Below are 14,376 nucleotides of genomic sequence, written 5' to 3'. Positions count from 1 at the left end.
GCCCTGGTCAGTTCGCCGACCGGGGCCTCCGTCCGTCTCGGCGCCGCCGGCCCGGCCGGCGGCGGATGCTGTGTGGAGCAGTACGCCCGTCCGGTCTCTGTGGGGAGCTCATGTCACCGTCCGTCCTGCCGTCCCGAGCCGCTCGATCCGTCCGCGAGGCGGCCATGTGTCCACGGCGGCGGGTGCTGGTCGGTGCCGCCGCGGCCGGAGCACTGCTCCTCGCCGGGTGCGGCACCGACGCCACTGCCGGGGACCAGGTCGCAGCCGACGGCGAGGCACACAGCCACGACGACGGCACCCACGCCCACCCGGACGACGCGACCCTCGAGCACGTGCACGGGCTGGGCATCGACCCGGCGGACGACGCCCTGTACGCGGGGACGCACCACGGGCTGGTGCGCATCTCCCCGGACGGGGAGCTGACCCGCATCGCCGACCGGGTGCAGGACTTCATGGGCTTCACCGTCGTCGGCCCGGAGCGCTACCTGGCCAGCGGCCACCCCGGCGAGGGGCAGGAGGGCCCGGCTGACCTGGGCTTGCTCGAGAGCACCGACGGCGGGGAGACCTGGGAGACCCTCTCGCTGGCCGGGGAGGCCGACTTCCACGCCCTGGACGCCGCCGACGGCGTCGTCTACGGCTACAGCGGCGGCCGGCTGCTGGTCAGCGAGGACGGTCTGGAGTGGGCCGACCGCGGGAGCATGCGGATCGCCGACCTGGCCGCCGACCCGGCTGATCCGCAGCGGGTGCTCGCCACCACCGAGGCCGGGCTGATGGTGAGCGAGGACGCCGGGCAGGGCTTCTCCGCCGTCGCCGGCGCGCCGCTGCTCGTCCTGGTGGACGTCGCCGATGACGGCCGCTCTGCGGTGGGCGTCTCCCCCGACGGAACGGTGTTCGGCAGCACCGACGGGGGTCGGACCTGGGCCGAGCGAGGCAGCGCCGGCGGCCCCCCGGAGGCGCTGACCGTGGACGGGCAGGACGTCTACATCGCCGTCGAGGGTGCGGTCCTGGCCTCCACCGACGGCGGGGAGACCTTCACCGAGTGGTACCGAGAGTCCTGAAGCCCGTCAGATCTCGTCCTCGTCCTCGTCGTCTTCGACGAGTTCGCCTTCCCACGCCTCCCGGCCCTCGTGGACGGCGAAGGCGGCGATGACGAAGCCGGCGACCGGGTCGAGCCAGGCGGCGCCGGTGAGCGCGTAGAGCCCCAGCCCGGCGAGGGTGGAGATGCTCAGCAGCACGCAGATCCGGGTCTCGGCTGCGTCGGCGAGGACCAGCGGGTCGCCGCCGAGCGCCAGCCCGACCCGGCGCTTGGCGCGGGCCAGCAGCGGCATGACCACGATCGAGGCGGCGAGCAGGACGAGCCCGACGGTGGAGGTGTTCGGCTCCTCGTCGCCGAGCAGGCTGCGGACACCCTCGATCAGCACGTACGCGGCCAGGACGAAGAAGGTGATCGCCACCGCCTTGAGCGCGCGACGTTCCTTGTCCTCGTCGGTGCTGCCGTGCCGCAGCCGGGCCGCCAGCCGCAGCCCCACGAGGACGGCGGCGAGGGACTCGATGCCGGAGTCGACGCCGAACCCCACCAGGGACACCAGCCCGGCGAGCAGGCCGGCGGTGATCGCGACGGCGCCCTCGGCGACGTTGTAGACCACGGTGAACTGCGCCAGGCGCAGCCCACGGCGGGTCAGCCGTTCGGTCTCGGCCTCGGTCAGGGCGCCCGGCTGGGCGGTCACGCCCGGCTCGTCTCGCCGTAGGTGGGGCACAGCGCGACGGCGTCGCCGGTGGCGGCGAGCAGCTGCTCGGCCGCGGCCAGCAGCGCCAGCAGCTGGGGCGCGGTCGTCAGCGACCACATCGAGGCACGCCCCTGCGGCCGGGAGGTGACCAGCCCGCAGTCCCGCAGGCAGGACAGGTGCGCCGACACGGTCGACTGGGCCAGGCCCAGGTGCTCGGTCAGCTCGACGACCTTGTGTTCCCCGAGGGTCAGGTGCCGCACGATCGCCAGCCGGGCCGGGTCGCCCAGGCTGCGGAACATGCACGCCGCCGCAGTGAGCGCGGCGGACTCGTCGACCGCGGGCGCGCCATCTCCTGCCGACGCCATGGCTGCGCCGTCCTCCAGCATCGTCATGCGGCGATGATAGCCAGCCCAAGCGATGTGGGGACAGAGTCGCTCAGTGGGCGCCGACCTCGACGAGCAGGACGCCCACCGCGATGAGCGCGATGCCGACCCCCATCGTGCGGGTGAGCGGGTCGCGGAACGCGAGGTGCGCCAGCACGGCGGTCAACGCGACGCCGCTGGCGACCCAGACGCCGTAGGCCACGCCGACTGCCAGCCCCGCCTTCAGCGCGAGGGTGAGGAAGGAGAAGCAGGCCAGGTACCCCAGGATGATCAGCGGGGCCCAGCGCTTGTCCCGCAGGCCGTCGGAGGCGCGGAGCGACATGGTGGCGGCCACCTCGCAGCCGATGGCCGCGGCCAGGAACAGCCAGGTCACCGCCCCTCCCCCACCCGTTCGGGCGCCTGCTCGGCGCGGTGCGAGCCGAGCTCCACGAGCAGCACCCCGGCGACGATGACCGCGAAGCCCAGGCCCATCAGCGGGGTCAGCGGCTCACCGAACAGGGAGGCCGCGGCGACGGCGGTGAGCACCACCCCGCTGGCACCCCAGATGCCGTAGGCGACGCCGATGGCCATCCCCTGACGCAGTGCACCGGCGAGGAAGAGGAACGAAGCGACGTAGCCGACGACCACCGGCAGGTACCAGGCCGCCTGCTCGGTGGCCGCGCGCAGCGCGAGGGTCGCGGCGACCTCGACGACGATCGCCCCGGTCAGCCACAGCCAGCGGGTCACGCGGCGTCCCAGCCGCAGCGGTCTCCCGACGTCCGACCTGGTCTCACCCGGTCACCTCACCATCCCGCCCGGACCGGCGATCAGGGCGGGGCGGGTGTCGGGGAGGGCGAGCGGGGGGATCCTGCCGACCGTGCCCTTCGACTCACTCGCCCTCACCGTGCGCCGGGCCACCGACAACACGTGGGAGGTGCTGGCGCCGCTGGTCTACCGCGGCGACCGGGACACCTTCGTCGTCCCACCCGGGTTCCGGACCGACTTCGCCTCGGTGCCCCGCGTCGTGGTGTGGCTGTTCCCGCGCTCCGGTCGCTACACCCCGGCCGCCGTCCTGCACGACTGGCTGACCGACGTCGCGGTGCCCGGCGGGCTGGTCTCCGCCCGGGACGCCGACGGGGTCTTCCGGCGGGTGATGCGCGAGCTCGGGGTGCCGCCGCTGCGCCGCTGGCTGATGTGGTGCGGCGTGCGCTGGGGAGCGCTGGCGAACCCGGCGCGCCGGGCGGGCTGGTGGCGCGATGCCCCACGGGTGCTGGCCCTCTCGGTGCTGGCCGCTCCGGTCGTCGTCCCGCCGGCGGGGGTGATCGCGGTCGCGCTGGCGGCCTACCGGGTCGCCGAGTCGCTGGTCACGCGCCTGACCGCAGGTCGCACGCCGGGACCGGAGCCCGACGTGTGGCGCTGATCCGGCCGACGCCCGCAGGTACGCCGGCCGGATGCCACGGGCCGCTCAGGACAGTGCGCTCCCCGCCGTCCAGTCCGCCCACGGGATGGCCCAGTCGTAGATGTCGCCGTCGGCGGCGGTCAGCGTGCCTCCGATCGAGTTGACGACCTCGACGACGTCGCCGGGATGGGAGAAGTCGTAGAACCACTTCGCGTTCTCGGTGGAGAGGTTGAGGCAGCCGTGGCTCACGTTCCGCGAGCCCTGGTCGGCCACCGACCACGGGGCGGCGTGCACGAACTCGCCGTTGTTCGAGATCCGTGTCGCGTACTCGACGTCGGTGCGGTAGCCGCCGGGTGCGTCGACGGCCAGGCCGAACGTCGAGGAGTCCATGGTGATGTCGGCGAACTTCTCCAGGACGACGTGCGCGCCGTTGTGCGTCGGGTTCTCCGTGCTGCCGGCGCTCATCGGGAAGGTCTGCACGAGCTGACCGCTGTCGTAGACGCTCAACGTGTGCGCCGCGGCGTCGGCGACGGAGACGTGCTGCTCCCCGACGCTGAAGGAGATGGTGCGGTCCTTCTCGCCCCAGACGCCCTCGCCGAAGTCGACCCCGTACAGGTCGGCCTCCAGCGTCACCTCAGTGTCGGCCGGCCAGTAGGTGGAGGGCCGGAAGTGCACCTCGTCGTCGCGCACCCAGTTCCACACCCCGTCGGTGGGCGTGCTACTGGTGACGAGGAGGTGGCTCTCCACGGCGGCCTGGTCGGCGACCGGCTCGTCGAAGAACACCCGGATCGGCATGCCGACACCCACGGTGGTGCCGTCCAGCGGGCCGATGCCCGGGGTGGACAGGGCCTCCGGGGTCACGGTGGTGAAGGTCGAGGTGGCGGTGCTCTCGTCGGCGGCGGCGTTGGTGGCCGTGGCGGTGACCGTGTAGCTCGTGCCGTAGTCCAGCCCGCCCTCCGGCGTCCACACGGCGGTGGACGGGTCGCCCGCCACGGGCTCGAGACTGCCGGTCAGCTCGGTGCCGGTGGCGTCCGCGACGGTGACCTCATCCAGCTCGCCGCCGGTGACCGCGACCTCCAGCGGGGTGGTCGGTGGGACGTCGGCGGCGCCGTCGGCCAGGCTCAGCGCCACCACGGCGGGCGCGGCGGGTGCGGTGGTCGGCGGCCCGGCCGCGTCGTCCGGCACGGCCTCGGACGACGACCCCGAGCAGGCCGCCAGCACGGCGAGCAACGCGGCGATGAGCACTGCAGCGATCCGTCTCGCCTGCTGCGAACCCACGAAGACCTGCCCCCTGTTCCGGTGCGCGCCGACCGGGGCCCTCCCGCCAGGCGTCCGCACCGTCGCCCAGTCTCCACGCTCCTGCTGACAGTTCGTTGTGCGCCGCAACACGTGACGTGGATGACCCGACCCCATCGGACGGTGGAGCCGGATCAGCGTGTAGAGTCCCCTCCTGTTGCCCGACCACGTCGAGCGACACGCGCCATTAGCTCAATTGGCAGAGCAGCTGACTCTTAATCAGCGGGTTCGGGGTTCGAGTCCCTGATGGCGCACCACGCACTGCCACGACCAGCGGCGATGTCCACGGACGTCGCCGCTTCGTCGTCTCCTGGAGGTTGGATCCCCAGTTCCGTTGCGCGTGGCCCTCTCCGCCGACGCACGGATGACCCGCTGCCCCTGGCCGGGTCGACGCCGACTCACTCGTGCACCGACAGCTGGACGGACTGCGCGAGGATGCTGACGTGGACGTGACGCTCGCCTGCCCCGACGGCTGTCCCGACTGGCAGGAGGCCGACGACGGCTTGGCTGGGTCTCCGACGGCCGACGACCTGATGACGGTCTCCACGTGAAGCTCCTTGGGCGGCAGGCGCCCCCGGGTGCGGAGCAGGTGCACTGTGGCTGCTGCGGGCGACAGCTCCCTCACTCGGCAGTGCACGAGCTGGGGGGCACCCCAGGGGTGTTCATCTGCCGCCGATGCGCCCTGTGGACGTTGACCCGGATCGGCCGTCGTCCCTAGCCCGTCGAGCACCCCCTGCCAGGCCCTCCCCCCAGCTCGATCATCAGAGGACGCCTGCAACAGGCGACACGTCTGGAACGTGGTCGGCTGCGGGCTCCGCGGCCACTGCCGAGGACGGCGTCACCCCTCGCCTCTGCACAGCCCGCCGAGCAGGTCGACGTACCGGGGGTCCGCCAGGCTGAGCTCCGCCAGCTCGTCCGGGGCGACCCAGCGCAGCTCGGCGTGCTCCTCCGGGCAGCGGTTCACCGGCTCACCCGCCCAGTCGTGGACGGACCACACCGCCAGCTGGAGGTCCTCGTCGAGCAGCCGCGCGACCGGCTCGGGGTCCACGCCCGCCACCTGCACGCCCACCTCCTCCCGCAGCTCACGGCGGAGCGCGGCGAGCTCGCTCTCGCCGTCCTCCACGTGCCCGCCGGGCAGGTCCCACACGTCGGGGTACCAGCGGCGATCAGCCGTCCGGTGCCCCAGGAGGACCCGGCCGTTCCGGACGAACGCCCCACAGACGACGTGGTGACGCGCGGCGACGGGCAGCGACATCCGCGGCAGGCACCGCCCCGGTGACGCCGTGCTCGGGGAGAGACCGGTCCGCACCGCGCCGAGGTGCCGGTAGAAGGCCTCGGCGTGTGGGTCGGCGTCGAACTCCACCGTGTGCCAGCCCCGGGCGCGGGCGTTCGCCACGGCGTCGGTGACCAGCAGCCGGCCCACACCGGTGCCGATGGCCTGTGGCTCGACGAACAGATCGGCCAACTCACCCCGCACCGGGTCGTCGGTGGGCGTCAGCCGCCAGAACCCGAGGACCTGGCCGTCGCGCTCCGCGATGCGCACGGAGGCACCGTCGCAGGCGGCCGGGTCGACGGTGAGGTCGGCGCGGCAGGCCGCCAGGAAGTCGTCCGGATAGCCCCAGTACGCCTTGCTGCGCCGAGCCAGCTCGGTGAGGAAGCCGGCTTCGTCCGGCGTTGCCGGGCGCACGACGGTGGACGGAGGCACGGGCGCAGCCTGGCAGGTCCACGCCCTGCGCGTCCCAGCCTCGGCCGGGCAGCCGCGCCGACCCAGGGGCAGGGGGACGACGCGACCGGAGGGTGTTCGGCCCGGACGCCGTCCGCGGATGGGGGCGGCTCGGTGGCCGTCATCTCGACCACCGAGCCTGGGGTCCTCTGTGTGCCGGCACGCAGACGGCCCCTGCCCGGGTCCTGCCCGTGCGCGTCGTGGCCCAACCCGATAGTGGGCCGAGGACGCTCAGCCGGCCGCCGGGCCGTCCGGCCGGAACTCCCCCGTCCGGACGAGCGTTTCGGCGATGTCCCGCACCTTGCGGTTGCGCCGCATGGAGACCGCGGCCAGCGCCTGGAACGCCTGGTCGGCGGTGAGCTTGTGCCGCTCCATCAGGATGCCCTTGGCCTGGTCGATCACCGCCCGGGACTCCAGGGCGATCTGCAGGTTCTCCGCCATGTCCCGGGCGCTCTGGTACGCGTACATGTTCCCCACTGCGACCCCGGCATAGGGGGCGAACCGCACCGCGGCCGACCGTGCCTCCTCGTCGAAGGCGTACGGCTTGCGGGCGTAGATGTTGAGTGCGCCCGCCACCTGTTCCTGGACGGGCAGCGGCACCGACAGCGAGCTGCCACTGCCCCGCTGCCAGGCGGCCTGGCCGTAGTCGGGCCAGCGGTCCTCGACGCGCGCGTCGGCGATCTCGACCAGCTCGCCGGTCGAGGCAGCGTGCAGGCAGGGGCCGTAGCCGCGGCCGTACTGGCTCTCGTCCAGGTCCAGGGCGAGCTGGCCGGTGTAGACCGTGGTCGTCGCCTTGTCGTTGACCAGCAGCGAGATCGATGCCTCGATCTCGCCCGGCAGCACCTGCTTGACCAGGTCGGCGACGGTCTGCAGCACCGACTCCATCGAGTGGTCCCGCAGCGCCAGGTTGCCCAGGCGTGCAAGAGCGTCGGTGGCGTCACGGGACAGGGGTCCGTCAGAGATGGACAGGTCGACCTCCGGTCGGTGGAGCACCGGGGATGGCAACCTCGGCGAGGGCCCCGCACTGAGGCCCCGCTCGCGTGCACGCCGCTGTCTGACGCACGTCAGTGCCGCATGACGGCACCGATGACGGCACCGATGACAACGCTACCTGCCGGAGCATGATCGACACCGTTCGCACGCGGCCCGACTCGTTCACCGACCCCGGCTATGCTCCGGGTGCCACAACGTCACACAGCCGGCGTGCGGCAGCGGGGTCCTCGACCCCGTCCTCGGCGGGTCCTCGGTGGTCTCCCAGGGCCCGTCTCCCCGCCGGCGCATGCTGCTGTCCGGTGCCACCTGCCGCCGGAGTACCACGTTGACTCGCCCCACCCCTGATCCCGACGCCGACCTGGTCCAGCTCGCCTTCGACGAGCTGGGCCGGATGTCGTTCGCCGAGCACTCCCTGGAGTCGGTGCTGCAGCGGGTCACCGACCTGGCCGCCCGGGTGCTCTCCGGAGACCCCGCGATCTCGGTCACCATCGTCGCCGACGGCCGCTCGTCGACCGTTGCCGCGAGCGACCCCCTCGCCCTCGACCTGGACCTCGTGCAGTACGCGCAGGGCTCCGGGCCCTGCATGGAGGCGGCGACGACGGGTGCGGTGGTCGAGCTGCTGGACACCGCCGCGGAGCAGCGGTGGAGCGCGTTCCCGCAGGCCGCTGCCGAGCGCGGGTGCCGCGGGGTGCTGTCCTTCCCGCTGCCGCCGCAGGAGCTGATCACCGGCGGGCTGAACGTCTACGCGCGCACCTCCCGGCCACTGGACGAGCAGACCCGTCGGACCGCGGCGCGGTTCGCGGCCTACGCCGTGGTCCCGGTGTCGAACATGTACCTCTACGAGACCGCCGTCGGGCGCGCCGAGCACCTGCGCGCGGCCCTGGACTCCCGGGCGGTGATCGACCAGGCCAAGGGCATCCTGATGGAGCGTTACAAGTGGCCGGCCGACCGGGCGTTCTCCGCCCTGGCCGAGCTGTCGATGGAGACCAACCGGAAGGTCCGCGACATCGCCGAGCAGTTCGTGCAGACCGGCGAGCTCCCCTCCGCCTGACCTGCCGGGCCTGACCGGTGCGGGCAGGATCGCGGCCATGAGCGAATCGCAGCGCCGCGAGTCGGGACTGACCGTCGAGACCCGAGGGCACGTCCGCGTACTGACCCTCGACCGGCCCGAGCGGCGCAACGCGCTGTCCTCGGCGTTGCAGGCCGACCTGGTCGACGAGCTGCTCGCCTGCGCCGAGGACGCCGACGTCCGGGCCATCGTGCTCACCGGGAACGGGCCGGCCTTCTGCGCCGGGTTCGACCTCAAGGAGATCCGGGAGCGCGACCAGCGCGGGGAGCCCTTCCGGCCACCGATGAACCGCCCCGGGCGCAACCTGTTCGAGGTGCTCGGCGAGACGTACGTGCCGGTGATCGCCGCCCTCGGCGGGCACGCCGTCGCCGGCGGCTTCGAGCTGGCGCTGGCCTGTGACATCAGGATCGCCGCACCCGGGATCAAGCTCGGCCTGCCGGAGGCGACGATCGGCATGGGCGCCAACTACGGGTCCGTCGTGCTGCCCAAGCGCATCCCGACCGGCATCGCGCTGGAGATGCTCTTCACCGGCGAGTACGTCACCAGCGAGGACGCCGCCCGCTGGGGGCTGGTGAACCGCGTCGTCCCGGTCGACGACGTCCTCCCCACGGCCCTGGCCCTCGCCGAGCGGATCGCCGGCAACGCCCCCCTCTCGGTGCGCCGGATGAAGGAGACCGCGGTCAAGGGGCTCGAGCTGCCGCTGGCCGCGGCGCTGCGGCTGGACGTCGGCCCGAACCCCTACCTGAGCGAGGACCGGCGCGAGGGGATCGCGGCGTACCTGGACAAGCGCCCGCCGCACTGGTCCGGCCGCTGAGGGAGAGTGGAGGGGTGACCGCACCGTCTGAGAACCCCGCCGACACCGGCGCCCGCCGCGCCGGCGAGTACCTGCAGCTGCTGGCCGACGGCCGGCCCGAGGACGCCGAGGCGCTCCTCGCCGGGCTGTCCGACGTCCGCGAGCTGGTCTTCCTCGGCGCCGGCCTCACCACCCGGGCCCGCCGCACCGGCCGCACCCTGCCCACCGCGATGCGCGCCCAGTCCAGCGCCCGGCAGGTGCTGCTCGGCCAGCTGCGCGACCGCAACCGGTACGACGTCGACGGCCTGCGCACCTGGTTGCGAGAGGCCGCCGCCGAGGTGCAGACCGTGGAGCGGCTGGCCGAGGCCGCTCGGCAGCGGCTGGGCGACCAGGCCTCTGCCGGCTGAGCTCGAGCTCAGCTCGCGGCGCGCAGCGCGCGGGGCAGCGTGACCGCCAGCGGCAGCGCCAACGCGAGCAGCACCGCCACGAACACGTAGCTCAGCGGCAGCCCGACCTGCGCGGCGACCGCCCCCACCGCCAGCGCACCGATCGCGGTGCCGCTGTCGTAGCAGGCGTTCCACACCGCGCTGACCGTCGTGGTCTGCCCCGCACCGGCCCGGGCCAGCGCGATCACCAGGGTCAGGTTCTGCACCGCGCCGTAGGCGACACCCAGGGCGAAGGCCCCGGTCAGCACGACTGCGGCCCCGCCGGCGCCGTCGGTCCGCAACCCCAGCGCCACCAGGAGCATCCCGGCGACCCCGCTGGCCAGCGTGGCCGGCAGCAGGACCCGGGCCCCCAGCCGGTCGACGAGCACCCCGGCACCCCACCGGCACAGTGCGGTGCTCACCCCGAACACCAGCAGCGCCACCACCGCCAGCGCGCCGTCGGGCAGCTCGATCGGCAGGAAGGTGACCAGCCCGCCGCCGGCCAGGGTCACCACCAGCAGCACCAGCGATGGTGCGGCCGCAGCCCACACCGCCGCACGTGAACCACCCGGGGCGGACACCTCCGGTGGGCCGAGCGCCCGCACCAGCCCCGGCACGAACACCAGGGCGAGCACCGGCGCGGCCGCCATCACGGCGACCCACGGGAAGTGGCCGGCCAGGGTGAGCGCCGTCCCGCCCGGCACCGCCGCGAGCGTCGGCACCGAGATCGCCAGGCCGTAGATGCCGATCGACTCACCGCGCCGCGCGGGTGGCACCGCCTGGGCCGCGATCGTCGAGCCGAGCACGGTGAGCACCGCGAACCCCACCCCCCGGACCACCGAGACGACGGCGAACCAGCGCACGTCGTCGGCCAGCAGGTAGAGCGGGGACGGCGCCCCCAGCGCGATCAGCCCGCCGGCCAGCACCGGGGCGATGCCCAACCGCGTGACCAGCGCCGGCACCGCCGTCTGGGCGAGCACGGTGGCCACCAGGAACACCGTGGTCACCGAGCCGGCAGCGGTGAGCCCGGCGCCCAGCGCGGCGGCGTGCGCGGGCAGCGCCGACAGCAGCAGCGAGTAGCTGAGGAAGCCGAGGGCGTTGAGCGCGAACAGGGAGCGGACGGCCGGCAGGCGCCACAGCGAGGACCGTCGTTCCGTCGTCGTCACGTCCCGTGCCCCCGTCCCGGTTCCCAACTCCTCCCTCGACTCAATACGGTCGGGGCATGGAAACCACGGACAGCATCCCGGCGACCACCTCGATCGTCGTCATGGGGGTCTCCGGCTCCGGCAAGTCGACCGTCGCGAACGAGCTCGCCCGCCGCCTGCAGTGGGAGTTCATCGAGGGCGACGACCTGCACCCGCCGGAGAACGTCGAGAAGATGCGCAGTGGCACCCCGCTGGAGGACGCGGACCGCTGGCCGTGGCTGCGCCGCATGGCCGAGCTGATCGGCGAGCACGAGGCCGCCGGGACGTCGTTCATCCTCACCTGCTCCGCGCTCAAGCGCAGCTACCGCGACCTGCTCTGCGACGGGCACCCCTCGGTGTGGTTCGCGCACGCCGACACCTCCGAGGAGGTGCTCACCGAGCGGCTCGCCCAGCGCAAGGGGCACTACATGCCGCCGAGCCTGCTGCGCAGCCAGCTGGACACCCTGCAGCCGCTGGGCGACGACGAGCCGGGCGCCGTCGTCCCCGGTGAGGGCTCGGTGGAGGAGACGGTCGGCCAGATGCTCTCCGAGCTCTGCGACGAACGGCAGATCCCGCTCCCCCGCTGAGCTGTCGATCATCGGCGAGTGGCTGGCCGACCCGCCGACGCGGGCAGCCACTCGCCGATGATCGACGCTGCGGCTGCTACCCCATGTGCGGGTAGCGGTGGTCGGTCGCCGGGACGAACGTCTCCTTGAGCGACCGCGTGCTGGTCCAGCGCAGCAGGTTCTGCGCCGCGCCGGCCTTGTCGTTGGTGCCCGAACCGCGGCCCCCGCCGAAGGGCTGCTGGCCGACCACGGCGCCGGTGGGCTTGTCGTTGACGTAGAAGTTGCCGGCCGCGTGCCGCAGGAAACGCTGCGCATGGGCGATCGCCGTGCGGTCCTGGGCGATGACCGCACCGGTCAGCGCGTAGGGCGCCACCGACTCCATCTGGGTGAGCACGGTGTCGTAGTCGGCGTCGTCGTAGACGTGCACCGCCAGCACCGGGCCGAAGTACTCGGTGGTGAAGACGTCGTGCTCGGGGTCGGTGCCCTCGATGACGGTCGGCCGCACGAAGTAGCCCTCGCTGTCGTCCGCCGTCCCGCCGGCGACGACGGTGAGCGCGTCGTCGTCCTTCGCCGACTCCAGCACCTTCGACAGCTTGGTGAACGACTTCCGGTCGATGACCGCGCCCATGAAGTTGGAGAAGTCGGTGACGTCGCCCATCGGGATCTCCTCGACGGTGCCGATCAGGTCGTCGCGGATCCGGCCCCAGAGGCTGCGGGGCACGTAGGCCCGCGACGCCGCCGAGCACTTCTGGCCCTGGTACTCGAAGGAGCCGCGGATCATCGCGGTGCGCAGGACGTCGGGGTCGGCGGAGGGGTGGGCGACGATGAAGTCCTTGCCGCCGGTCTCCCCCACGATCCGCGGGTAGCCGCGGTAGCCGGCGATGTTCTCCCCCACCGTGCGCCACAGGTGCTGGAACACCGGCGTGGAACCGGTGAAGTGGATGCCGGCCAGGTCGCGGTCGGCGAGCACCACGTCGGAGACGGCGACGCCGTCACCCGGCAGCATGTTGATCACGCCGGGCGGCAGGCCGGCGGCCTCGAGCAGCCGCATCAGGAAGTGCGCGGCGAACTGCTGGGTGGGGGCCGGCTTCCAGATGACCGTGTTGCCCATCAGCGCCGGCGCGGTGGGCAGGTTGCCGGCGATGGCGGTGAAGTTGAACGGGGTGACCGCGTAGACGAAGCCCTCCAGCGGGCGGTGGTCGACGCGGTTCCAGACACCCGGGCCGGAGACCGGCTGCTCGGCCAGCACCTCGCGGGCGAAGTGCACGTTGTAGCGCCAGAAGTCGATCAGCTCGCACGCGGCGTCGATCTCGGCCTGGAACGCCGTCTTGCTCTGCCCCAGCATCGTGGCGGCGTTGAGGGTCTGCCGCCACGGCCCGGCCAGCAGGTCGGCGGCCTTGAGGAACACCGCGGCCCGGTCGTCGAAGGACAGCTCCGACCAGCCGGGTGCGGCGTCCTTCGCGCAGCGCACCGCCTCCTGGGCGTCCGCGGCGGTGGCGGCGGCCGACGTCCCGAGCACCTGGGCGTGCCGGTGCGGGGCGACGACGTCGAAGGCCGCGCCGCCGGCCGTCTTCTGCTGCCCGCCGATCGTGGCGGTCAGCTCGACCGGCGAGGCGGCGAGCTCGGTGAGCCGCTGCTGGAGGGCGGCCCGCTCCGGCGAGCCGGGGGCGTAGTCGCCGACCGGCTCGTTGCGCGGTGCGGGGACCTGGGTGACGGCGTCCATGGGGTGCTCCTCAGGAGACGGGTGGCACCAAAATGGCCATTTTGGTGGGGCGGTTCAGGACTTGCTGGCGAGGGAGCGGAGGAAGAACTGCAGGTTGGCCGGGCGCTCGGCGAGGCGGCGCATGAAGTAGCCGTACCAGTCGGCGCCGTAGGGCACGTAGGCCCGGACGGTGTGCCCCTCGGCGGCCAGTCGGGTCTGCTCGTCGGGGCGGATGCCGTAGAGCATCTGGAACTCGTAGCTGTCGGCGGCGCGGCCGGTCTCGGCGACCAGGTCCAGCGTCTGCTGGACGAACCGCGGGTCGTGGGTGCCGGCCATCGGGTAGCCGGGCCCGCGGACCAGCGTCTCCAGGCAGCGGCCGTAGGCGGCGTCGACGTCCGCCTTCTCCTGGTACGCGACCGAGGCCGGCTCGTGGTAGGCGCCCTTGACCAGGCGCACCCGCGACCCGGGGACGGCGAGGGCGCGGGCGTCGTCCTCGGTGCGGTGCAGCATCGCCTGGAGCACCGCACCGGTGGCCGGGTGCTCGCGGCGCAGCTCGGCCAGGACGGCGAGGGTGGCGTCGACCGTGCGGGAGTCCTCCATGTCCAGGGTCACCGTGGTGCCCAGTGCGGTGGCGGCCTCGGCGACCGGGCGCACCAGCTCCAGCGCCAGGTCGTCCCCGCCCACCGGCAGCGCCTGGCCGAAGGCGGACAGCTTCACCGAGACCTCGGCGGCCCGGCCCAGGCCCAGCGGCGCGAGGGCCTCGAGCGCGGCCAGGTAGGCATCGCGGGTGCGCCGCGCCTCGCTGCGGTCGGTCACGTCCTCGCCCAGGTGGTCGAGGGTGACCGCCAGGCCGTCGGCGGACAGGGCCTGCACGACCTCGATCGCCTCGGGGAGGGACTCCCCGGCGACGAAGCGCTCCACCACCCGGCGGGTGACGGGCGTGCCGGTGACCACGCGGCGGAGCCCGGGACGGCGGGCGGCGGCGAGGAGTGCCTTCTGGGTGAGCACGGGGCGCCTCCGACGGGGCGGTCTGCTGCGTGGTGGTGCGGTGCCCCGAACGCTAGGGACGCCGACCCACCGCGCACCAGCGACAGATGTCCGGACTCGCCGGGGAACCCTCGTACGATCGTCTGAGAC

At 73.4% G+C, this 14,376-nt stretch carries 16 protein-coding genes and 1 tRNA gene; 7 read left to right on the top strand and 10 right to left on the bottom strand.

The annotated features are described in order from the left end of the window. Positions 1-164: 164 nt before the first annotated feature. Positions 165-1,058, top strand: a complete 894-nt coding sequence (locus tag O2V63_RS04430) for a F510_1955 family glycosylhydrolase (RefSeq protein WP_269166350.1) — start codon at positions 165-167, stop codon at positions 1,056-1,058. 6 nt (positions 1,059-1,064) lie between these two features. Here the strand turns inward: O2V63_RS04430 and O2V63_RS04425 are convergent, their stop codons facing one another. The 4 genes from O2V63_RS04425 to O2V63_RS04410 are packed head-to-tail and all read right to left on the bottom strand — an operon-like array spanning position 1,065 to position 2,836. Then, on the bottom strand, positions 1,065-1,727 hold the full coding sequence (locus tag O2V63_RS04425) for a cation diffusion facilitator family transporter (RefSeq protein WP_269166349.1): 663 nt from the start codon (positions 1,725-1,727) through the stop codon (positions 1,065-1,067). After that, positions 1,724-2,119: an ArsR/SmtB family transcription factor gene (locus O2V63_RS04420; RefSeq protein WP_269166348.1), complete on the bottom strand. Its 396-nt coding sequence runs from the start codon at positions 2,117-2,119 to the stop codon at positions 1,724-1,726. Before O2V63_RS04420 ends, O2V63_RS04425 begins: the two co-directional genes overlap by 4 nt. Before the next feature lie 43 nt (positions 2,120-2,162). Further along, a complete protein-coding gene (locus tag O2V63_RS04415; RefSeq protein ID WP_269166347.1) occupies positions 2,163-2,483 on the bottom strand; it encodes a DMT family transporter in 321 nt (106 codons plus the stop codon). Continuing rightward, a complete protein-coding gene (locus O2V63_RS04410) occupies positions 2,480-2,836 on the bottom strand; it encodes a DMT family transporter (protein ID WP_269166346.1) in 357 nt (118 codons plus the stop codon). Before O2V63_RS04410 ends, O2V63_RS04415 begins: the two co-directional genes overlap by 4 nt. A 130-nt stretch (positions 2,837-2,966) precedes the next feature. Between O2V63_RS04410 and O2V63_RS04405 the strand changes: the two genes are divergently transcribed. Continuing rightward, positions 2,967-3,509: a DUF1353 domain-containing protein gene (locus tag O2V63_RS04405; RefSeq protein ID WP_269166345.1), complete on the top strand. Its 543-nt coding sequence runs from the start codon at positions 2,967-2,969 to the stop codon at positions 3,507-3,509. A gap of 45 nt (positions 3,510-3,554) precedes the next feature. Here the strand turns inward: O2V63_RS04405 and O2V63_RS04400 are convergent, their stop codons facing one another. Beyond that, positions 3,555-4,766, bottom strand: a complete 1,212-nt coding sequence (locus O2V63_RS04400) for a L,D-transpeptidase (protein WP_269166344.1) — start codon at positions 4,764-4,766, stop codon at positions 3,555-3,557. 199 nt (positions 4,767-4,965) lie between these two features. Here O2V63_RS04400 and O2V63_RS04395 point away from each other — a divergent pair. Continuing rightward, positions 4,966-5,041 (top strand) — tRNA-Lys (locus tag O2V63_RS04395). A 581-nt stretch (positions 5,042-5,622) separates the two neighbouring features. Here the strand turns inward: O2V63_RS04395 and O2V63_RS04390 are convergent. Then, positions 5,623-6,489: a GNAT family N-acetyltransferase gene (locus O2V63_RS04390; RefSeq protein WP_269166343.1), complete on the bottom strand. Its 867-nt coding sequence runs from the start codon at positions 6,487-6,489 to the stop codon at positions 5,623-5,625. Positions 6,490-6,738: 249 nt separating this feature from the next. Then, positions 6,739-7,500, bottom strand: a complete 762-nt coding sequence (locus tag O2V63_RS04385; protein WP_442928986.1) for an ANTAR domain-containing protein — start codon at positions 7,498-7,500, stop codon at positions 6,739-6,741. Between the two features lie 325 nt (positions 7,501-7,825). Between O2V63_RS04385 and O2V63_RS04380 the strand changes: the two genes are divergently transcribed. From O2V63_RS04380 to O2V63_RS04370, 3 genes are read left to right on the top strand one after another with little or no spacing between them, the layout of a single operon-like run. Next, positions 7,826-8,551 carry a GAF and ANTAR domain-containing protein gene (locus tag O2V63_RS04380; RefSeq protein WP_269166342.1) on the top strand — a complete coding sequence of 242 codons (726 nt, stop codon included), beginning with the start codon at positions 7,826-7,828 and terminating at the stop codon, positions 8,549-8,551. A gap of 37 nt (positions 8,552-8,588) precedes the next feature. After that, positions 8,589-9,383, top strand: a complete 795-nt coding sequence (locus O2V63_RS04375; protein WP_269166341.1) for an enoyl-CoA hydratase/isomerase family protein — start codon at positions 8,589-8,591, stop codon at positions 9,381-9,383. A gap of 14 nt (positions 9,384-9,397) precedes the next feature. Continuing rightward, on the top strand, positions 9,398-9,769 hold the full coding sequence (locus O2V63_RS04370) for a hypothetical protein (protein ID WP_269166340.1): 372 nt from the start codon (positions 9,398-9,400) through the stop codon (positions 9,767-9,769). 8 nt (positions 9,770-9,777) lie between these two features. Here the strand turns inward: O2V63_RS04370 and O2V63_RS04365 are convergent, their stop codons facing one another. Continuing rightward, positions 9,778-10,953, bottom strand: coding sequence for an MFS transporter (locus O2V63_RS04365; RefSeq protein WP_269166339.1), 1,176 nt, complete (start codon positions 10,951-10,953; stop codon positions 9,778-9,780). A gap of 56 nt (positions 10,954-11,009) precedes the next feature. Here O2V63_RS04365 and O2V63_RS04360 point away from each other — a divergent pair, with 56 nt between their 5' ends. Then, a complete protein-coding gene (locus O2V63_RS04360) occupies positions 11,010-11,558 on the top strand; it encodes a gluconokinase (protein WP_269166338.1) in 549 nt (182 codons plus the stop codon). 76 nt (positions 11,559-11,634) lie between these two features. Here O2V63_RS04360 and pruA read toward each other — a convergent pair whose 3' ends face one another. Both pruA and O2V63_RS04350 read right to left on the bottom strand, forming a co-directional pair. Further along, entirely contained in the window at positions 11,635-13,260 is a 1,626-nt protein-coding gene (pruA, locus tag O2V63_RS04355; RefSeq protein WP_269166337.1) for an L-glutamate gamma-semialdehyde dehydrogenase, read from the bottom strand. Between the two features lie 54 nt (positions 13,261-13,314). Next, entirely contained in the window at positions 13,315-14,247 is a 933-nt protein-coding gene (locus O2V63_RS04350; RefSeq protein WP_269166336.1) for a proline dehydrogenase family protein, read from the bottom strand. Between the last annotated feature and the right edge of the window lie 129 nt (positions 14,248-14,376).

It is taken from the genome of Modestobacter sp. VKM Ac-2977 (assembly GCF_026968045.1).
GTDB lineage: Bacteria > Actinomycetota > Actinomycetes > Mycobacteriales > Geodermatophilaceae > Modestobacter.
This window is presented reverse-complemented; position numbering and strand designations above follow the sequence as displayed.

Coding starts and splice junctions, on each gene's coding strand:
- O2V63_RS04430 (WP_269166350.1), top strand. CDS start 165: ATGTGTCCACGGCGGCGGGTGCTGGTCGGTGCCGCCGCGGCCGGAGCA.
- O2V63_RS04420 (WP_269166348.1), bottom strand. CDS start 2,119: ATGACGATGCTGGAGGACGGCGCAGCCATGGCGTCGGCAGGAGATGGC.
- O2V63_RS04375 (WP_269166341.1), top strand. CDS start 8,589: ATGAGCGAATCGCAGCGCCGCGAGTCGGGACTGACCGTCGAGACCCGA.
- O2V63_RS04360 (WP_269166338.1), top strand. CDS start 11,010: ATGGAAACCACGGACAGCATCCCGGCGACCACCTCGATCGTCGTCATG.
- pruA (WP_269166337.1), bottom strand. CDS start 13,260: ATGGACGCCGTCACCCAGGTCCCCGCACCGCGCAACGAGCCGGTCGGC.